This is a genomic window from Spiroplasma endosymbiont of Ammophila pubescens (assembly GCF_964020965.1).
In the GTDB taxonomy this organism is placed as follows: Bacteria; Bacillota_I; Bacilli_A; order Mycoplasmatales; family Mycoplasmataceae; genus Spiroplasma.
Genome location: NZ_OZ026611.1, coordinates 1,600,478 through 1,620,783, shown reverse-complemented (window position 1 = coordinate 1,620,783; position 20,306 = coordinate 1,600,478). Strand labels below are relative to the sequence as shown.

The following is a 20,306-nucleotide window of genomic DNA, read 5'->3' as shown; positions in this document are numbered from 1 at the left end:
AATGAGTAATTTAATTAATTTTAATCGTTTTGTTTCTTTTACAACCATTGAAGGACCTGGAAAACGATTCGCATTATGAATGCAAGGTTGTATTATTAATTGCAAAGGATGTAGTAATCAGGAAATGATTCCTCTCATTAATCGGAATGTAATGGAAGTCAGTGACCTTTTTAAGGCGATTAGAGACGCTAAAGAGCGCTTTCAAATTGACGGGATTACCATTTTAGGGGGAGAACCATTTATTCAACCACGAGCGCTCTTAGAACTAGTCACTTTATGTCAAACAAATAATTTAACAGTAATTGTTTTTTCTGGTTTTTTATATGAACTATTGCAAGAAAAGCATCCAGCAATTTTATCTAAAATTGATATATTAATTGATGGACCATTTATTATTGAAAAGTTAGATAAAAAACGACGATTAATTGGCTCTGCAAATCAGCGTGTGATTAAACTAAGCAATGTTTATCAGAATAATGATTATTTTGAACAAAATATTATTGAAGCAGAATTTACTGTAACTAAAAATAATAGTATGATTATTAATGGAGATGGAGCTCATCTCATTAATAATGAAGAAAAAATGAAAAAAGAGGAGGCCATAAAAATGGGAGCATTTAAATTAGATGGGGATGTATTTTCACATTTTACCCAAGATATTATTAAAGTTGGTGATAAGTTAGAATTTAAAGGAACTAATGCTGATATGAGTGATTTTCACCTTAGTGATGTTAAAACACAATATAAAGTTATATCGGTAATTCCAAGTATTGATACAAGTGTTTGTTATACTCAAACTGTTAAATTTAACAAAAATATGAAAGATTATACTAATGCACGATTAATCACAGTTTCACGTGATTTACCATTTGCACAAGAAAGATGTTGTGAATTTTTTAGAGATGAAGCACATTTTTTAGTGTCAGATTATAATTATCGTGATTTTGGGACAAAGACAGGATTAATTTTTACTGCTTTGCAAATTTTGCCACGAGCAGTTCTTATCTTAAACCAAGATAATATTGTAGAATATCTTGAAATTGTTAATCCAATTGGAAATGAACCAAATTATCAAGCTATTTATGATTTTTTAGATAGTAAAAAATAAAAAAATATTTATAAGCAAAATACTTTTTTTATTTTAAGATTAACATTTGTTGAATTTTTGTCAAATCACGTAGTTTTTCTTTATCAACATTAATCTTAAAGTTATATCCTTCATCTTTTTGATATTTTGGAATAATATGAAGATGATAATGAAAAACCTTTTGAAAAGCTTCACTTTTTTCATTGCTAACATAATTAATTCCAACAGGTTTTAATGTTTGATACATTTTTTCGGCAATTATTTTTCCAATTTTAGCAACTTCTGTTAAGTACTCATCATCAGTAACACTATAATATTCAAAGTGCTTTTTTGGAATAACTAAGGTATGACCATCACTATTGGGGAATGCATCTAAAAAAGCATAAACTAAGTTATTTTCATAAATTTTTTTACTTGGTATTTTTTTGGCAATAATTTCACAAAAAATACAATTGTTTTCATTCATATTAATTTCAACTCCTTATGTAATTAATTATAGCAAATAACTACTATCGTTGATTAATTAAGTTATTTTTAATATAAAAAAAGAAGATTTTTTTAATCTTCTTTAATAATATATGATCCGATTGCATCATACAAAGTTTGTGAATAAACATTTTCTGGATTATTGGCAAAGGCTAAGGAATATAATCTTTTTTTTGCTGCTGTTTGTAAATTTTGTTGTTGTGCAAAAGTATATTCAATTCATTTTAGGATTTGACCCTTAATATTTTTATTTTTTGTAATGTCAACTGGTGTTCCATCTTCATTATAAAGAGCTTCACCATTTTCATTGTATGTTCCTAAATAACCTTTTTCATTATATAATCATGATAATGAACGCTTAATACCACCTTGTTGTGCTAATCAAGCTTGATCTAAATCAGTGGGTGTTCCTCCTGACCCGTATCAAGTTAATGATAATTCTTTATTGTTTTTATTATCATTTTTATAATTAATATTCATATTTTTCATTAAATCAACAGCATAAATTGGTAATACTAAGACAACTGACCCGTATCTTTTATTTGTATCTAAGAATTGGTAACTTGAGGGGTTTGTTCCTTCACCTGATTTTATAATACCTGGTGTTTCTGTGTCAATAATTTTTTGTTTATATGCATCAGCATTGTTTAAAGTTGTAAAAATATCATTTGGGTTTTTATTTTTATCAATTCCAACAAATCCTTTAAAACCACTAATCCCAAAAATTGAATCAATTCCATCTTTAATCATATTATTAAAGATTTTACTTTGGTTTTTCTCATTAAACATGTCTTTAAGTTTTTTTATTAAAATATCCTGATTATTAGTTAAATCAGAATTTAATTGTTCAACATTTGCTAATAGCCCTTTATCCCCATCTTTATTATTAAATAATTTGTCTAATTCTTCTTTATCTAGTTTTAATTCTCACACCATTTTAACATATGATTTTCATCGTGCTCCACTAATGGTATCTCATGATTGAATAGCATTAAATAATGCACTATTTCGATTTAGATAAATTGAACTATTATCTCCGCTACCATAGTGCTTAATCTCGTTTTGGTGTAAGTATGTTGCAGTAATAATTTTATCAATAACTGCTGGTACTTCAACATGTGTATAATAATCTTTAAACCGAACTTTTAATGCAACTTTTTTTTCATTTTCTGACATTACATTAAAGTCAGTATAATTAGTTCCAGCACTTTTACTTTTAATTTCGAAATTAGCTTCTCCTTGCTCTTTTCTTGATTTCATATAATTTGGTTTATCTGTTCTTTTTCAGAAATATGATTGAGTACCGCCAACATATCAACCTTCTGATTGATAATCAGGTGCATATCCTTGTCCTGCAATTGTTGTTTCTAAAGGTGTTGAATTAGAAATTCCAGTAAAGTATTTTGTACTTAAATTATCAAGTGCAACTTGCTCAACAAAGTTAATAAATTGTTTTATTAATAATAAATCAGGTTGGTTAACATCAATTGTTACTCCGGTATAACGTGCTCTTGTTGCTTCTTCTGAAGCATAGAAAAATTTTGAAATATTAGTATTTAATAATCTTACAGCCATTTCTTTTAGGGCTGCTTTAGTGAAAATGTCATTAAATGAATATTTGACAACATTTGATTCATTTTCTGAATTAATTTGTGCAATAATTCAACGTTTAACTTCATCAGTAATTGCGGGGTCGGTAAATCTTTCAAAATCTTTTTTTGCACATGCATAAAGACTTGTGCCAGTAGAAGAAAGAATAGACATTGCTCCTAAAATATTTAGTAGTTTTTTCATTATAATCTACCTCCTATTTTATAAAAATATTTTATTGGATCTGTTATTACAGGAGGGAATTGATACACTCATAATGGAGTTTCTGCCAAAATAGTTGATTTTGTGTAATTTAAACCAATTTCTTCATATCATACTTTTGCGTTACTAATTTTTTCAACAATATTTTTTGGATCAATCTTAGCAGAGGGTCCTCCCATTTTATATCCTTCAATTGTTTTATTTTCTGCTTCAAAACTACTGTATAAACGTTGAACAGCACCTCCTGATAAATTAGTTGACATTGCATTAATAATTGAAATAAATCAATCATGATTTGTCTCATGTTTTTCTGAATCTTTAAAAGTAAGAAAGTTTTTCAATCATTCTTGAGGACCAGCACCATTTGTTAAGATTTTATTATTAAAATTATTGAAAAAGTCATAAATTCAAAATCATCATGTTTTATCATCAGTTGAACCAGAACCAGAACTTAATGTAGCATATTTTTTAACTTCATTTAAAACATTAAATTTTAGTTTATTGTTATTATTGATATTTACTAAACTACGATTTACTAAATATCATAAGTATTGAGCATTACTAAATTGTGTATTCATCTTTTGTTTTGTTTTGTCAACTATCATGATTTCTGATTTATCTGTTAATGAACTATAATAATTACTTGAATAATTTAAACTTTTAAATTGTCAATTGCTATCATAAGCGTCGTATGATGTTGGGTTAGCATCCTTTAAATATTCGTGGCCATCAATATGAACTAAGTTTAAACCATTTGTATCAAAGAAACTAATAACAATATCATTAGTAGTACCAATTTTTCAGGCAGCACTAATTGGATCGGTTGGATTTTTACGATTAATTTTACTTACCGCACCATTTATATCACCAGGCGCAGTTTCACCAGGTGCATTAATACTATTATATACACTTGATTTTAAAATATTTGATTTAACAGCATCAGCTTGTGTACTTAAAGTTAATAAATCTGATGATGGAGTAACTGTACCTTCACTGTTAGTAGTAAAGTATTCTCAACTCTTAGCTAAGGATAAAGTTCCTAAATCTTTATTAATTTGTGTTTTTGTTGTTTCATCAAAACTATCTGCTGTAAAACCAGTATCAGTTGGTGTTGCTCCGGATTTAAAAGCATATGTTATTTTTGAAATTGCTAAAGGTTTTTCATTTTGGAATCATTTTTCAATTATATATTTTTGAAATAATGATAGTTGCCCAACATCATATGTTTCACTTAATTCAGGAGTACCAACTGATGATTTAGATGAATTTTCAAAAACAGGTGTTGCAACTGGTGAATGATTACTCATATATTCCGTAATTTTATAATTAAAAGTTCCTAAATCTGTTGCAATTTTATTAATACGAGTATTAATTTCAGCGATTGTTAAGTTTGATAGATTATCAATAAATTTTTTTTCATCTTTATTTCAACTAAAAGCTAATGCCAATTGAGTACGTAAATTTTGATTGTCAGTATTTCAATCGTCTGCTTTATTTTCGTTTTTAAGGAAACTAGCAAAATCTCTTAAAATTCTAACTGCGCTTTCAGTGTTATTTTGTCTGTATACACGCATATTGTTATTTAATAAAACATTAGTTAACATTTGTGTTGCACTAATTCCGCCATCAGTACCAGTTGTCATAATGGCAGCTTTATAATTTTGTTCTTCAATTTCATATTTTTTGTTGCCACTAGCACCGCTGATATCTTTATAGTTTGAATCTAAAAAATCATGATATTTTTTTTCTCAATTTTTTTTATTACTGTCTTTAAAACTTTGTTTCTTTTTCTCAACAGTATTATTTGTATTTGTGATTAGTAATTGTCATTGTGTTTTTAAAATGTCTTTTAAATTTTTATAATCAGCAATATCACCGATTGTAGTTTCTTTTGATACAAAAAATTTATCAGGGTTCGATAAAATTGCAACGCTTAAAATTTGCATTAATTGAACTGACATTTTGATTCTTGTTGCGCCATCTCATTGGGTTGGATCATTTGTTCATTTTCCATTTCCGGCATCTACAAATGGATTTTCTAAGACACTTCAAATATCGGGAGAAGTGATTTTTTTACAACCAAAAATTCCTGGAATTCATGCTCAGATGCTATCACCATTTTCATTTTTATGTTGATTATTTTTTTCTTTAGTATTACAAGCCGCCGTTCCAAATGCGGTTGCGCCCACTAATATCATACTGCTTAGTGATGATAAAAGTTTTTTCATTTTAGTTCATCCTTCCTATTGACTTTTTATTTTTGTACTTTTTGATAAAAAATACTAACTTTATTATATTAAAAAATATAATAAAGTCTACTTTTATTGTACAATAAAAGTAGACTTTATTAATTAAAAGATAAAGATAATTTCACCTCAGGACTAATATAATACATATTTTCAAAGGAGGGGCTAAAGTGAAAAAAATTGAAATCAAAGATTTATTTGTTTCTGCTGATAATGATATTATTTTAAATGGTTTAAATTTAACTGTTAATGTTAATGAAATTCATGCTTTAATAGGGCCTAATGGAAATGGAAAATCAACTTTATTATCAACAATTATGGGGCATCCTAGTTATACTGTTGAAAGTGGGGATATTTTAATTGATGGGGAAAGTATTTTAAACAAAACGGTTGATGAACGAAGTAAAATGGGAATATTTTTTGCAATGCAATCACCAGTTGAAATTTCTGGAGTTTTAAATTTAGATTTTTTAAAAGCAATTATTAATGCTCATCGTGATTCACCAATTAAATTACCAGAATTATACCAAGATATTAATCGTAATATTAAAAATTTAAAAATTGATGATAGTATGATTCGTCGTTATTTAAATACTGGTTTTTCAGGGGGAGAAAAGAAAAAAAATGAGATTTTACAATTAAATTTATTGAGCCCATCTTTAGCTTTAATTGATGAAATTGATTCAGGTTTAGATGTTGATGCTTTAAATGTTGTTAGTACTGAGTTAAATAAAATGCGAAATAAGCATTTTGCTGCAATTATTGTGTCCCATTATGATCGCTTTTTTAATTTAATGCAACCAACACATGCTCATGTTATTGTTAAGGGTAAAATTGTTAAAAGTGGAGATTATAATTTAGTTAAAAAAATTAACGAAGAGGGATACGAATGATTATTACAAGAATTAGATTTAACAGTAGAAAATAAACAAAGGGGTGTTAAACCTTTAGCGGGAATTGGGTGTGCTGCTCAAAAAGGTAAGTAAAAATGCAAGTTTTAATGAATGAACAAAAACTTATTGGTGACAATTTTACTATTGATGCAACAACACCCAAATTAACATTTACGAATAATAAAGCTGGTGAAGTTATTAATATTAATTTTGCTACTAATCTTGTTAATGAAACTTTTTTGTTTTTTTTAAATTTAACTTCAGAAGTAACAATTAACTACAATATTCCTGCTAATAGTCAAATTAATATTATTAATATTTACAAAAATCGTGAATGTGAACAAATAGCTAATCTTTTTTATAACTTATTAGAAAAAGCACAAGTTAATATTTATCACTTAAATATTGTTAATAGTAGTATTACTGAGAACATTACCTTCAATTTGCGGGGTAAACGTAGTGCTATTAAATATTATTTGGCAAGTCTGTCAACACATGAATATCATAAAAATGCGATTATTTATGCTCATCATTTAGCCCCAGCAACCGAAAGTAAAATTAAAACTTACTCAATTGCAAAAGATAATTCATTACAAACTGTTAAATGTACTAGTCATATTGAAAAAACAATGGGTAAATCAGAAGCTCATCAAGAATTACGATTACTAGTTTTTGATAAAACTTCAAAATCAATTTCTGATCCGATTTTGTTAATTGATGAAAATGATATTAAAGCAAGTCATGCTAATGCGGTTGGGATGCTAGACCCAGAGCAAATCTTTTATTTACAAACAAAAGGTTTGACAATAACGCAGGCTCGAAAATTAATTTGTATGGGTTATTTTAAAAATGTGATTGATGCAATTGAGGATGAGGAATTACAAAAAAATATTATTGATGAAATTGATACAGAAATTGGAGAATAACGATGATTGATTATAGAGAAATTAAAAAACAATTTCCTTTTTTTAAAAATAATTCTGAGCAAATTTATCTTGATAGTGCTGCTACTAGCTTAAAACCACAAGTTGTTATTGATGCTATTAATGATTATTATACAAATTATGGAACTAATCCGCATAATACTGATAGTGATTTAGGATATAAAACAAATGTTCAATATGAACTTGTTCGTCAGAAACTTCAACATTTTATTAATGCTAAAAAGGTTTCAGAAGTTATTTTTGTCCCTGGAGCAACTTATGGATTAAACCAAATTGCATATGGTTTAAGTTCAAAGATTACAGCGGGTGATAAGGTTCTAATTACAAAACAAGAACATGGTGCAAATATTTTACCATGATATCGGATGGCACAAGAAAAAAAAGCAGTTGTTAAGTTTTTACCAGAAATAAATTTTCAAATTGATTTAAAACAATTAGCAACAGTTATTACTGCTAAAACAAAGATTGTTTCTTTTGCTAATGTGCCAAATATTTTAGGATATGAAAATGATCCAACATCAATTGTTACAATGATTAAAAAAATTAATCCGGAAATAATTGTTGTGATTGATTGTGCACAGGGTGTTATTCACATGCCGACTGATGTTCAAAAGTGAAATGCTGATTTTATTACTTTTTCAGCCCATAAAATTTTTGGTCCAACTGGAATTGGGATTTTATGAGGAAAAGAAGAATTATTGCTACAATTACAGCCGTTAATTGTTGGTGGTGGTATGAATACTCGAATTGATAGTAATGGTTTAGATTATAGTTTAAAAAAATTACCAGACCGGTTAGAAGCGGGTTCAGCTAATATTGCTGATATTTTTGGTTTTGGAGCAGCAATTGATTTTGTTAATAGCCTTACTTTAACAGAAATTATTAAATATAATCATCAGTTAAAACAATATGCAATTCAACAGTTTAATAAAAAATTAAAAGATAAAGCAATAATTTATAATCCTGATAGCAAGGGACCAACATTAGTTTTTAATATTAAAAATGTTTTTTGTCAGGATGTTACAATGCATTTAGGAAGCCGCAATAAGATTACTGTTCGGAGTGGTGATCATTGTGCGCGGTTAATTGGTACTGTTATTCCAGAAAAAAATACAATTAGAGCTAGTTTTTCAATTTATAATAGTTATGAAGATATTGATTTGTTAGTATCGGCACTTGCAAATGAGAAAGATTTTTTAGGAAGGTTGGTTTAAATGGAATTTAATAAAAATGACCCAATGTTTTTACGACAAATTATTATGGACCATTATTCAGAACCACAATACAAAGGTTTAACAAAGAAACCAACAGTTTATTCAATTCATCAAGCTTCTGAATCATGTATTGATGATATTTATTTAGAATTAATGATTGAAGGGAATAAAATTATAAGTGCTCGGTTTGACGGTGTTGGTTGTGCAATTTCAACAGCATCAAGTGACATTATGGCGCAAGAACTAGAAGGAAAAACAATGAAGGATGGTTTAGCAATTATTGAAAATTATTTAGCAATGGTTTTTGACAAACAATATGAAAAGAACAAGTTAAACGATTTAGTTGCTTTTATTAATATTGCAAAACAACCTAATCGAATTAAATGTGCGACAATTGGTGTTACTGGTTTTCAAACATTATTATTAGATTTATTAAAAACAGATAATGATTAATGCCCAAGGAGATGTTATTATGTCAAAATTAAAGCAAGAAAAAGAAATTAAAGAAATTTCTAGTTATAAATATGGTTTTAATGATGGAGATATTTCTTACTATAATACTGGAAAAGGTCTTAATGAAACAATTATTAATGAAATTTCAGATCATAAAAATGAACCAGATTGAATGCGAGAATATCGGTTACAGTCATATCATAATTTTTTAAAAATAAAAAATCCAAGTTGAGGGCCAAACTTAGAATTTATGGATTTTAATGAGTATATTTATTATATTAAACCAACAGAACATATTGCAACAAAATGAGATGAGGTTCCTGAAAAAATTAAAAAAACCTTTAACCGGTTAGGTTTACCAGAAGCCGAACGTGAATATTTAGCTGGAATTAAAGCTCAATATGATAGTGAGCCAGTTTATGGAAGTATGTTAAAAGAAGTTGAAGAAAAAGGAATTATTTTTTTAGATTGTGATACCGCATTACGTCAACATCCAGCGTTATTTAAAAAATATTTTGGAACATTAGTACCAAATATAGATAATAAATATGCTGCTTTAAATGGAGCTGTTTGATCAGGTGGATCATTTATTTATGTTCCAAAGGGAGTTAAATTAGAAAAACCATTGCAGGCTTATTTCCGAATTAATTATCAGAATAGTGGTCAGTTTGAACGCACATTAATTATTGTTGATGATGATGCAGAATTACACTATATTGAAGGATGCACAGCACCAATTTATTCTCGTGATTTTTTACATGCTGCTATTGTTGAAATTTTTGTGGGAAAAAATGCAAAAATGCGTTATACAACTGTTCAAAACTGGAGTGATAATGTTTTAAATTTAGTAACAAAGCGTAGCATTGTTGATGAAAATGGTCAAATGGAATGAATTGATGGTAATATTGGATCAAAAATTAATATGAAGTATCCGAGTGTTATTTTAAAAGGAAATAATAGTAAAGGACAATGTATTTCAATTGCGGTAGCAAAGGAAAATGTTATTCAAGATGCTGGTTCAAAAATGATTCATTTGGGAAAAAATACTTCTTCTAAAATTATTTCTAAATCAATGACTTTTAATGGTGGGACAGCAAACTATCGTGGGTTAGTTCATATTGGACCAAAAGCACAGTATTCAAAAGCTAGGGTTGAATGTGATACTCTAATTCTAGATGGAAAATCACATTCCGATACAATTCCTCAGAATAAAGTTTATAATAATGAATCACAAATTGAGCATGAAGCAACAGTAAGTAAAGTTTCTGAGGAACAATTATTTTATTTACAAAGTCGCGGTTTATCAGAACAAGAAGCTTTGGAAATGATTATTATGGGATTTTTAGAACCATTTACAAGAGAATTACCAATGGAATATGCAGTTGAATTAAATCAGTTAATTAAAATGGATATGGAAGATAGCGTTGGTTAATGATAACTCGTGCTAAACAAGAAATTCGACAAGAAAAATTGCTTGTAAGAAGCAAGATTTCATCTGAGTTACGACAGCAAAAAGAAACTCAGATTTTTAATACTTTTTTTCAACATCCGGGTGTACAAAATAGTAAAACACTTGCTCTTTATTATTCAATCAAAAATGAAGTTAATACTATTTTTATTATTAAACAATTATTTGCATTAAAAATTAATGTTTTATTACCACGAATGGATGGTAATAATTTAAAATTTTATCATATTACCAATTTAACAACTGATTTAGAATTTAATTCACGTTTTGGTCTTTATGAACCATTAAATTCATTGCCAATAATTGATGCAAAAAAAATTGATGTTCTTGTTGTTCCAATCGTTGCTTTTGATCAAAACAATTTTCGGTTAGGATATGGGAAAGGATATTATGATAGGTTTTTAAAAAATTATTATCATCTTGTGATTGGGTTAGCATTTATTGAACAGTTAGTGCCAACCCCTTTCCCAGTTGAAGAACACGATGTTAAAATAGAAATTATTATTAGTGCTTAAAAATTAAAGAGTCAGAATGAACTTACCATTATTACGTGTTGTTAGTAAATATTGATTTACATCATGACATACTTATTTAGTAATATTTGTTTTACCAGTTATTTTATATTTTATTAGCATTCGTGTGACTAATATGTTTAATAGTAATGCTAGTTATTTATCGTTACCAGGATCAATTTTATTAGTGGGGGTTCTTAGTGTTATTCTTGATTTAGCAATTGCTTTTTATAAATTTCGAAAAACTACTTTTGCACGCCAATTGCATTTATTAAAAGCTTCAATTTATCAATTAATTTTAGTTTTAATTGCCATTAATTTAATTACTAGTTTAATTGGTTCACTTTGGTTATTTTTAATTGCTTTTTTTAGTTATGGTGAAGGAATTCATATTGAATGAATTAATTGACTTGCATTATTTTGAGCAATTATATTAAGTTCTTTTTTAGCATCTTTAATTGGTATTTTAATTGCGCTTTGTTCAAATGATTTGAAGGTTATTTTAGTGGTAGCAATTTTATTTTTTTATTATTTGCTTTTTTATCGGGATTATTTTTTCCAATTGGTGTTGTGGGTAGTGACAAATTTTTAAATATTATTGGTTACTTGTTGCCGTTAAGTTATCCATCATCAATTATGGGTAATGCTTGTTTTTGAAATGTTCCTGCGTGAATTTTAGACTCTAATTTATATCCTAATTTAACATATTTTTCTGATTTACATAATATTTGATTACCTTCGCTAGTTAGTTTAAGTTGAAGTTTTACTATTTTTATTTTTATTTTTGTTATTAATTATTATAAAGATAACTAAAAAATGTGGTACGATAATTTTAGACAATTTAATAAATAGTTTTTTAGAGTTAGGGAATTGAGTGCGAATCTTGAGCTGTCCCAGCAACTGTGATATTGACGAAAGCCACATTAGCCACTGAAAGGAAAACTTTTGGGAAGGCGGTTAGTAGGATGAAATTAAGCCAGTAGACCTTTCTAAATTTAATTAGTCTTATTATATAACTCCTAGGTGTGAGTCATGTAATTATTTTGTAAATAAATAATTTAGTGATTGTTATATAAAAAGCATGTTGGGGAATGTTTTTTAATTTACTGCAACTAGAATTAAATTGTCCATTGTTAATTTGCTAGAAAAAAATAAGAAAATGAAAAAAATATTAGTACTATTCCTAAGTTCTATATTTATTTTTTCACCAACATTAACAACAATTTCTTGTAAAAATGTTGATCAATCGCTTTCCTATTGTGATCCAAATTGAATTTATTAAATGAACACAAAGGAAAATGAAGAATTTGCAGTTGGTTATAATAATTATTATTTACCAACTGCATCAAGTACCTTCCAACAAAAAGATTGGTTAAATCTTAATCAAGAAGCACATATTTATCTTTATTTTAAAAATGTTGTAAGTCTTGATGAAGTAATGCAAAAATTACAGTTTGGTGATACTGCTCATATGCAAGATGTAACACATCTTTATGAGCCAATAACATTTACAAAAACTGATGATCATAATGTTTATATTTCTAATTCCTTTTTGACGCAAAATACCCCTGTTAATGGTTATACAATAATGGCACAAGATAAATGAAAAGATCTTAAAAATAGTAAAAATATGAAGCAACTAAATGGGTAGTATTCATTATTCTTAGGTTTTTAATAAAATTAAGTAATTAGAAACAAATTAAGTTTCGCTTATGACTAAATGATAACAAAATTTATAAAAAATTCAACTTTTTTAAAAATATAATTTTTAGTTGAAAAAATAATTTATAAAATTATGATTTTTGACATACTAAAAAATACTTTTTAAAGTTATTGCTAATTTTAAAATGTTTTTTATTTTTTATAAAGATAAAAATTGATTTTGAGATTGATTTAAATTAAATATATTAAATTCAATCTTTTCTTTATTTTTATTAGTTTTATCAACTTTCTCATCATTAATTTGATTATTAAGTTTTAACATAGAAGCAATTAACATATTAATAAATGTTTCTTTACAATATATTTTTGCGCCACGCCCTTTAACAGTCTTAATATAATGCGATACATCACCCTCAACATGACAACCAATATTATATTCTAATGATTGATTTACAATACCTTCTTCATTACTTTTAATTAATTCAATGGTTTCTAATAAAAATATTTTTTTATTACCATTAACATATGGTAAAAGACATATTAAAAAATCTAATAATAATTTATAATTTCCAGTAAAGAAATATATTTTTGCTAATTTATATTTTATTTTATGAATTTTGATTCTATTTCGATTTGAGAATAATTGTTTAAATCTATTTGATAAATGAAATTTATCTAAACTATATGATACAGTGTTATTTTTATATTTTGCTTTTACTGCTCTATAAATTTTTTTAATTTGTTTTTCACCATCACTTAATATTAATATTTTAGTATTTTGATTAATATCATAAGTATCCATTGATTTAAAAATTTTATCAATAAAATTATCAATATTAGATTTATTATTTTTATTCTTATGATTTTTATTCATCATTTGAAAAACGCCTTTTTTCTTTTTCATTTTTATTCTGGTTTTTGTTGACTTTTCTTGATCAACACCAACATGCATAGTCGCAAGAAATATTTTATTTTCAATTTTTTTTTTTTTTTATTTTCTCGCATTGGTTTAAAAGCTCCGTCAATTTGAATATATAAAACATTATTTGGAATTTTAATTTTATTGTTATTTTTATTACTAATGTAATCGGTTTCTTCTAAATCGGCATTTTTAAAAATATTAGATATTGTTCTTTCACTAATATTTGCATTCTCTGTTGTATGTAAAATATCTTTATATCTTTTTCCATCACCTATAAAAGACATATATTTATTTTTTAAATTTATTTCAATTCTTTCGTATTTTTTTAAACCTAATTCTTCATCTAAAGAATAACGATTTATATTTTCTTTTTTTTCTTTATCATATTTAACATATAATCTTCTTTTAATAGGAATATCTCCATATTCTGTTTTAATTGTTTTTGACAATTTTGATATTACCTTATATCCTTGTAATATTTGTCCTTGTTGATATAATTTAAATATCTCATTATATCTTTCAATCAAGAAATTTTTAGTTTCATTGTTTGTTTCTATTATTTTATCTTTTTTATAATCTTCTAATAAATTTTGTTTTAATTCCATTTTATAATTTCCTTTCATATAAACAAATTATTTTAAAATATGATACTCAATATTTCATATAATCTTATCAAAAAAAGAGGCTATTTAAAAATGTAGGATTTTACCAAAATTAATAACAAAAAACGGATTACTAGTTATAAATATTTAAATAAAAAATATTATTTGAATTTTAGTGACTATAATTTTGGTTTTGATTGAGAAGTATTTAAAGACTTTGTTGGTGATAGTTATGCCCGATATTTTACTTCACCAACTTTTTTTTAAGTTTGTTTCAGTGGGGCGTGGTACTAATAAGATATGAAATCACATAGCAGAAAAATTATTTTTTGCTTGTAATTTTACTGATGCTTCATCTAACATTTTACGAAGATATGCCAATACCCATGAAGATACTATATTTGGCGATACAATTAATGTATGTAATTATTTATACGATAAATAGGGGATTGATATAGGACCTTATAATGAAAATGGCATTGTTTGACCTAAAAATGTTAAAGAAGGTGGCGAAATTGTTTTTCCTAGTGGTGTGAGAATTGCTTTTGCGGGTTATGCTAATGGTAATAAAATTATGGGAAAAGTTGGTAAAGGTAGTGGTATTATATCAGCGTGAACAGATGAAATGATACATGCTGAAGAAAAAGAAATTTTAACTGATAAAGAATTAGATAAACGTTATAATAATTTGTGAATTTCCATGTTTAGATCAAAAAGCTTAAAAGTATTTTATGAAAAATATACTAATGAAAATGATAATGAACAATATAATTTAGATAATCCTATTCCAGTAAAAGAATTATCTTGGACATTTCAAGAATGAGACAACATAGCAAAACAATACATAACAATAAACAACATATTTTCATAAAACATATTCTAATCAATTTACTTTTAATCCTTTTGATAAATACCATTTTTTTATGAAAAATTTGTAACCCATATTTACCCTTAAATGAAAGAATTAAAAATATTTTAAAAGAACACAATCAAGTATATTCAGAAAACAAACAAGCATTTAATGGTTTGGGTATTTTTAATTTACGATTAACAATGGGTGCTGTTTGAAATAAAATACTTGATATTACTAAAAAACTTGTTTTAACAAACAAACAAGAGCGACCTGATTTATTTGAACTTGAATACTACGGATTTGAATATAACAATAATGACCCCAGTATTTATGTTTTACGAAATTATCGTAAATATATTAAAGAGTATAATTTACAAGATTTTTATAATTCCAATACAAAACAGTATCAATTTGATAGTTATTCAATTGGTGTGGATTATGATAATGGTAGTGAAGACCACACGGTGTTTTTATTTAGTGGTTATAAAATTAATGAAAATAATGAATATGATAAATATTTAATTGAAGAAAATGTTGTTACACCAAAAAACGCAATGAATTTAAATGAAATAGTTAAACATTACGAGTAGTGAATAATTAATACATTTGATAAATTTGATGGTTTTGAATATGCTACATTTCATTATGATATTAATGCACACGACTTTATGTAAAAATTACAAGAAGATATTTACTCTTATTTAGGCTATAAAATTAAGATGTTTAAAGCCAAAAAACATCAGACATCTCTTAATAAATAAGCAGGTATAATCAATCGCGTAACCTGAATAAGAAAAATGTTTGTTCAAGGTAAAATATATGGCATATTAGATAACTTCCCATTTTTAGATAAGTGCATTAGTGAACTAAGATTTAGTGATACCAAAACAAACACACCCGATAGTAAAATGTACCATGACCCATATGATGCTTTGTTTTATGGTTTTTATCCATATCGTTTTAAAATGGGAATATAAAAAAGGTTTTAAAAACCTTCTAAAATTTATAAATTTTATTTACTTTTTATTTATTAAATAATTAGTATTTAATGATTTTTCTAAACTAGGTGATTTTTCTTGTATTTTATTACCATCATCATTTTTCAATAGTTCAGGATGATAATTTTTATAACTTAATTTAAGATGTTTTCTAACTGAATTAAAATCTAGTATCTCAACTTCAATTTCATCACCAACATCAAAAAAATCTCTAATATCTCTAACAAAGTAATCTGAAATATCACTAATATGAATTAAACCACCAGCCTTTTCTGCTCTACAAAAAGCACCATAAGGTATAATGTTTGTTATTTTAACATTAACTTTATTTCCTTTTTATACATAAAATTAAATATACTTCCTCTCTTTAAATGCTTTAATTATATCATTAAGACTATAAAAATCATTTACAGGAATTGGGCGAGCGGTTGATTTTCTTAAATTTTTGTGATAAAATAACTTACAAGTTAAAAAAGTTTTGAAGTTCTTTCAAACAAATTTGGGAACCTTTATAAAATTCTTTGCTTAACGCTTAGAATTTTTCCTAAGTATTTTGAAAAGCGCGACAAAAGTTTTTTTAAACTTTAAGTAATTTTTTGCAAAACTTATGAAAATCACCGCGAGCCCAGATTGACCCTTTCCATATAAATTAAATAATTTCCTTTCAAACTCTTAAATAGTCCTTGTATATATATAATTGTAATTGTAAGAAAATTTTAACGAAAGGAATTATTATAATGAAAAAGATATTAAGTCTTTTAGGAACAATCACTTTAATTGGAACAAGTACAACAAATTTAGTTGCTTGTAATAAAACACAATATAGCGAAGATGATTTAAAAAAAGAAAAAGAAAAACATAAAATAGATACTGCTAATCAAGAAATTAAAAATAACTTAGAATGAATAGCGCCACAAGAAACACCATTTAATCAAATTGATAATAAATATTATTTTGTAGTTTGGCGTGGTGATGAAAATACTAATTGAAGAATTATTAAATTTAAAAATATTAATTTTTCAGAAAGAAGAAAAGTTTTAGATACACAAGAAGATTATGAATTAGCATTAACACGATTAGGAGATAATTTATTTCGTGTTAAAATAGGAGCTGTAAGACCTATAACATCTTGGTCACAAGATGATGGAACTTATTTTAAATCAGTTTATCGTTGAAAAATTGATAAAAATATTCCTAGGTTAGAAGTAAATGATAAAACTGGTGAAATAAAAGTTGAAAGAGAATAAAAAAATATAAAAAGTCATTTATTAAAATGACTTTTTATATTTCTAATCTAATTAATGATAATTTTTCATTATTTTTACTAAATAATTCTAAATTATTAATATTAATTTTTTCTTTTTCTGTAAAAATTGTAATATCATAGTTATCATAACCCCATATCCCTGATATTTCAATTTGATTTAAATTAAATGGTTTTTGATGGCTATAAAAAGTTATTTTAATTATATCTTCAACCAAATTTTCAGTCATATTTATTCAATTTTCTTTTGAATAAAGTAATTTATATCATTGAGAAAAATAACTTAAATAATCTTCTATTTTGTTATTAGAAATAATTAAATTAGTTAAATATTTACCATATTCTCCATCTGATAATTTAATTTCAGCAGGAATAAGTGAGGGGATATTGTTTGTTTCTAATTCATTTGTTATTGATAATCAGTTAAAATAATTTGTTTCTAATTGATAAATAGGGTTTTCTGAAATATCGGTGTTTTTAACAGTTACTTTAATTTCATCATTTTTGTTGTTATTATTTTGCTGTTTTAAATTTCAATCTGTAATTTGCCCTGTTTGTGGATCAATAATTGGTGTATTTGGTTGACCTTGTATTTCTCAATGATAAACTGATTTAAAATAAGTTCCATCATCTTGTGACCAAGATGTTATAGGTCTTACAGCTCTTATTTTAACGCGAAATAAATTATCTTCTAATCGTGTTAATGCTAATTCATAATCTTCTTGTGTATCTAAAACTTTTCTTCTTTCTGAAAAATTAATATTTTTAAATTTAATAATTCTTCAATTAGTATTTTCATCACCACGCCAAACTACAAAATAATAATTATCATCTGCTATAATAAACGGTTTATCACTTGGATAAATTTGTTTTCAATAATTTATAGGAATAGGACCACTAATAAAATTAAAATATGATGAATTTAATTGAACTATAGAATTTTTAAATTCTCAATAATTTTCTTCAATTTTATTAGGTATTGATAATAATTCAAAATAATAGGGTGTAAATAATTTAATATCATCATTATAACCTTTATTAATTCCGTATTTACTATATGTATAATTTGATAACACATAGATAATTTGTTTAAATCTTTTAACAGCATTATCATTTAAAGATTTATAATTATCTAATTTTCAGTTTTCAAATAGTCCATCAATAACATCTTCTGGTTTTTGTCCTTCGAATTTTTGGCGTAATTCAGCCGCTTTATTTGTAGGATTGCCTTTTTCATCGTATTTTGCCCCTTGAAATTTTCTATCATAATTATAACGATATGTTAAAAAATTTAATAAAACTTTATCTAAATCATTCTTATTTACTAAATATAAAATATCTTTACCTTGAATATAGTTTTTTTCAATGCTTCACGGTAAAAAACTTTCGGTAAATCAATATTGAAATACTCTTAAAGTAGGATTTGTTTCAATTGGCATTGATAACAATGGTACTAAACTAGCATTTTCAATATTTGATGATGGATAAGAATAAACACCATTTACATTTCCTCAATATTTAATATTTCCAAATAACATTGATTTAGGATACTTAATCTCAATACCAGTAAATACTGTATCTTCTGGTAATGATTTTTGTAATAATAAATGAATACTATTTTGATTTTTTCATTTAAAATCAGTCACCTTAACTAAATGAGTAGATTTAATAATATCAACCCCGTCTGGTGAATAAGGATGTTTATATTTTTCAATGATGTAACATTCATTTTTATTGTCTTCGCTAATTGGTTCATTAATAGATACTATTTTTAAGTCTAATGTTTCTAAAAATTCTTTGTCTTGTTTTGAAATATTATTAATTAAAATATCTTTTTCATCAATCATTACATAACTTGTGCTATTGTCTTGAATTGTGGTATTTTGTTGAACTTGTAATTTAAAGTTAAAGTCACTAATTTCATAACCAATAATCTTAATATATTCATCTTTATCAATAAAACCAATTTTAACGATATTTTGAGTGTAGAAACCACATACATTTTGTACTTTTGTGGTATTTACAGTTTTAGAAATAAATTTTATTAATATTTTAAATAAGGAGTTGAAATTATGCAAACAAAACAATATTTTATTTTGCTGTCGTTAGTGAAAAAGTATGGAAAAGATATTGTTATTAATACTGTCAATAAGATTGCAAAAGATATTGAAATTAAAAAGTAAAAAAATAAGGTCGTATAAAGAAAATTGGGGTTTTTTATAAAAACAAGAAAAAAATGTCTTTATTTTATTGAACTAAATAATATTTAAAAACAAAAACCCCAATCTTTTACATGCGACCAGTATTTGAATAAAATAAAGTTGTTTTTTATTTTTTTATTGTTACAATTAATTAGGCATTTATTCTATTATTTAGAATATGCTTAAATGTGGTAGTGATGGTAATATTACGTTTGGACCACAGCGAGAATTTAATTAAAAGGAGGAAATTGCTCGTGGCAAGAATTACAAGAATTGCAAAATTAGAATTTCAAGCAGGACAAGCAAAACCAGGGCCAGAATTAGCTTCATTAGGAATTAATATGCCTCAATTTTGCACACAGTTTAATGATGCAACAAAAGAACGAATGGGTGATGTTGTTCCAGTTGTTATTACTGCTTTTGATGATAAGACATTTAAATTTGAATTAAAAACAACACCAGCAGCGATTTTATTAAAAAAAACAGCAAAAATCCAAAAGGGATCAGCAAAGGCAAAAGATGAAAAGGTAGCAACAATTTCAGCTGATGAAGTTCGCAAAATTGCAGAATATAAACTTGTTGATTTAAACGCAAATGATGTTGAAGCAGCAATGCATATTATTGAAGGAACTGCTCGTAATATGGGGATTGTTGTTGAAGGTATGCCAAGTAAGAAGGAGAAAAACTAA

General features: G+C 25.9%; 22 protein-coding genes, 1 pseudogene and 1 riboswitch. Of the genes and pseudogenes, 16 read left to right on the top strand and 7 right to left on the bottom strand.

Translation table 4 applies throughout. The features are described 5' to 3' along the window. Position 1: 1 nt before the first annotated feature. The gene (locus tag ABNT63_RS10645; RefSeq protein ID WP_348735736.1) at positions 2 to 1,108 is read left to right on the top strand and encodes a 4Fe-4S cluster-binding domain-containing protein; all 1,107 of its coding nucleotides are present in this window, start codon (positions 2 to 4) and stop codon (positions 1,106 to 1,108) included. A gap of 28 nt (positions 1,109 to 1,136) precedes the next feature. Here ABNT63_RS10645 and ABNT63_RS10640 read toward each other — a convergent pair whose 3' ends face one another. From ABNT63_RS10640 to ABNT63_RS10630, 3 genes are all read right to left on the bottom strand, one after another. Then, complete coding sequence (locus tag ABNT63_RS10640) at positions 1,137 to 1,553, bottom strand: HIT family protein (RefSeq protein ID WP_348735735.1); 417 nt, start codon at positions 1,551 to 1,553, stop codon at positions 1,137 to 1,139. 92 nt (positions 1,554 to 1,645) lie between these two features. After that, a complete protein-coding gene (locus tag ABNT63_RS10635; RefSeq protein ID WP_348735734.1) occupies positions 1,646 to 3,367 on the bottom strand; it encodes a lipoprotein in 1,722 nt (573 codons plus the stop codon). Continuing rightward, positions 3,367 to 5,613 carry a hypothetical protein gene (locus tag ABNT63_RS10630; RefSeq protein ID WP_348735733.1) on the bottom strand — a complete coding sequence of 749 codons (2,247 nt, stop codon included), beginning with the start codon at positions 5,611 to 5,613 and terminating at the stop codon, positions 3,367 to 3,369. The genes ABNT63_RS10635 and ABNT63_RS10630 overlap by 1 nt, the downstream gene beginning before the upstream one ends. Positions 5,614 to 5,801: 188 nt before the next feature. Here ABNT63_RS10630 and sufC point away from each other — a divergent pair, with 188 nt between their 5' ends. The 9 genes from sufC to ABNT63_RS10585 all read left to right on the top strand — a co-directional run bounded on the left by sufC (position 5,802) and on the right by ABNT63_RS10585 (position 12,766). Beyond that, the gene (gene sufC / locus ABNT63_RS10625) at positions 5,802 to 6,617 is read left to right on the top strand and encodes a Fe-S cluster assembly ATPase SufC (RefSeq protein ID WP_348735732.1); all 816 of its coding nucleotides are present in this window, start codon (positions 5,802 to 5,804) and stop codon (positions 6,615 to 6,617) included. A gap of 2 nt (positions 6,618 to 6,619) precedes the next feature. Next, positions 6,620 to 7,450 (top strand): SufB/SufD family protein, encoded by an 831-nt coding sequence (locus ABNT63_RS10620; protein ID WP_348735731.1) that lies wholly within the window; start codon positions 6,620 to 6,622, stop codon positions 7,448 to 7,450. A 2-nt stretch (positions 7,451 to 7,452) separates the two neighbouring features. Beyond that, positions 7,453 to 8,682 carry an aminotransferase class V-fold PLP-dependent enzyme gene (locus ABNT63_RS10615; RefSeq protein ID WP_348735730.1) on the top strand — a complete coding sequence of 410 codons (1,230 nt, stop codon included), beginning with the start codon at positions 7,453 to 7,455 and terminating at the stop codon, positions 8,680 to 8,682. After that, complete coding sequence (gene sufU / locus ABNT63_RS10610) at positions 8,683 to 9,135, top strand: Fe-S cluster assembly sulfur transfer protein SufU (protein WP_348735729.1); 453 nt, start codon at positions 8,683 to 8,685, stop codon at positions 9,133 to 9,135. Positions 9,136 to 9,154: 19 nt separating this feature from the next. Beyond that, positions 9,155 to 10,567: a Fe-S cluster assembly protein SufB gene (sufB, locus tag ABNT63_RS10605; protein ID WP_348735727.1), complete on the top strand. Its 1,413-nt coding sequence runs from the start codon at positions 9,155 to 9,157 to the stop codon at positions 10,565 to 10,567. Then, on the top strand, positions 10,567 to 11,118 hold the full coding sequence (locus ABNT63_RS10600; protein WP_348735726.1) for a 5-formyltetrahydrofolate cyclo-ligase: 552 nt from the start codon (positions 10,567 to 10,569) through the stop codon (positions 11,116 to 11,118). The genes sufB and ABNT63_RS10600 overlap by 1 nt, the downstream gene beginning before the upstream one ends. A gap of 16 nt (positions 11,119 to 11,134) precedes the next feature. Further along, on the top strand, positions 11,135 to 11,707 hold the full coding sequence (locus tag ABNT63_RS10595) for a hypothetical protein (protein ID WP_348735725.1): 573 nt from the start codon (positions 11,135 to 11,137) through the stop codon (positions 11,705 to 11,707). Beyond that, positions 11,686 to 11,928, top strand: coding sequence for a hypothetical protein (locus ABNT63_RS10590; protein ID WP_348735724.1), 243 nt, complete (start codon positions 11,686 to 11,688; stop codon positions 11,926 to 11,928). Before ABNT63_RS10595 ends, ABNT63_RS10590 begins: the two co-directional genes overlap by 22 nt. A gap of 4 nt (positions 11,929 to 11,932) precedes the next feature. Then, positions 11,933 to 12,122: riboswitch (cobalamin riboswitch) on the top strand. A gap of 275 nt (positions 12,123 to 12,397) precedes the next feature. Continuing rightward, the gene (locus ABNT63_RS10585) at positions 12,398 to 12,766 is read left to right on the top strand and encodes a hypothetical protein (RefSeq protein WP_348735723.1); all 369 of its coding nucleotides are present in this window, start codon (positions 12,398 to 12,400) and stop codon (positions 12,764 to 12,766) included. Positions 12,767 to 12,976: 210 nt separating this feature from the next. Here ABNT63_RS10585 and ABNT63_RS10580 read toward each other — a convergent pair whose 3' ends face one another. Continuing rightward, positions 12,977 to 13,681: a hypothetical protein gene (locus tag ABNT63_RS10580; RefSeq protein WP_348735722.1), complete on the bottom strand. Its 705-nt coding sequence runs from the start codon at positions 13,679 to 13,681 to the stop codon at positions 12,977 to 12,979. Between the two features lie 2 nt (positions 13,682 to 13,683). Further along, the gene (locus ABNT63_RS10575; protein WP_348735721.1) at positions 13,684 to 14,304 is read right to left on the bottom strand and encodes a UPF0236 family transposase-like protein; all 621 of its coding nucleotides are present in this window, start codon (positions 14,302 to 14,304) and stop codon (positions 13,684 to 13,686) included. Between the two features lie 229 nt (positions 14,305 to 14,533). Between ABNT63_RS10575 and ABNT63_RS10570 the strand changes: the two genes are divergently transcribed. The 4 genes from ABNT63_RS10570 to ABNT63_RS10555 all read left to right on the top strand — a co-directional run bounded on the left by ABNT63_RS10570 (position 14,534) and on the right by ABNT63_RS10555 (position 16,131). Then, on the top strand, positions 14,534 to 14,746 hold the full coding sequence (locus ABNT63_RS10570; protein ID WP_348735720.1) for a hypothetical protein: 213 nt from the start codon (positions 14,534 to 14,536) through the stop codon (positions 14,744 to 14,746). A gap of 87 nt (positions 14,747 to 14,833) precedes the next feature. Continuing rightward, positions 14,834 to 15,172: a hypothetical protein gene (locus ABNT63_RS10565; protein ID WP_348735719.1), complete on the top strand. Its 339-nt coding sequence runs from the start codon at positions 14,834 to 14,836 to the stop codon at positions 15,170 to 15,172. 32 nt (positions 15,173 to 15,204) lie between these two features. Further along, complete coding sequence (locus tag ABNT63_RS10560) at positions 15,205 to 15,744, top strand: hypothetical protein (RefSeq protein ID WP_348735718.1); 540 nt, start codon at positions 15,205 to 15,207, stop codon at positions 15,742 to 15,744. A 207-nt stretch (positions 15,745 to 15,951) separates the two neighbouring features. Then, positions 15,952 to 16,131, top strand: a complete 180-nt coding sequence (locus ABNT63_RS10555) for a hypothetical protein (protein WP_348735717.1) — start codon at positions 15,952 to 15,954, stop codon at positions 16,129 to 16,131. Between the two features lie 159 nt (positions 16,132 to 16,290). Here the strand turns inward: ABNT63_RS10555 and ABNT63_RS10550 are convergent. Continuing rightward, a pseudogene (locus ABNT63_RS10550) lies at positions 16,291 to 16,476 on the bottom strand (S1 RNA-binding domain-containing protein); the annotation flags it as partial. 413 nt (positions 16,477 to 16,889) lie between these two features. Between ABNT63_RS10550 and ABNT63_RS10545 the strand changes: the two are divergent. Then, positions 16,890 to 17,399 (top strand): lipoprotein, encoded by a 510-nt coding sequence (locus tag ABNT63_RS10545; protein WP_348735716.1) that lies wholly within the window; start codon positions 16,890 to 16,892, stop codon positions 17,397 to 17,399. Between the two features lie 34 nt (positions 17,400 to 17,433). Here the strand turns inward: ABNT63_RS10545 and ABNT63_RS10540 are convergent, their stop codons facing one another. Continuing rightward, positions 17,434 to 19,494, bottom strand: coding sequence for a hypothetical protein (locus ABNT63_RS10540; RefSeq protein ID WP_348735715.1), 2,061 nt, complete (start codon positions 19,492 to 19,494; stop codon positions 17,434 to 17,436). A gap of 320 nt (positions 19,495 to 19,814) precedes the next feature. Here ABNT63_RS10540 and rplK point away from each other — a divergent pair, with 320 nt between their 5' ends. After that, positions 19,815 to 20,306 carry a 50S ribosomal protein L11 gene (rplK, locus tag ABNT63_RS10535; protein ID WP_348737195.1) on the top strand — a complete coding sequence of 164 codons (492 nt, stop codon included), beginning with the start codon at positions 19,815 to 19,817 and terminating at the stop codon, positions 20,304 to 20,306.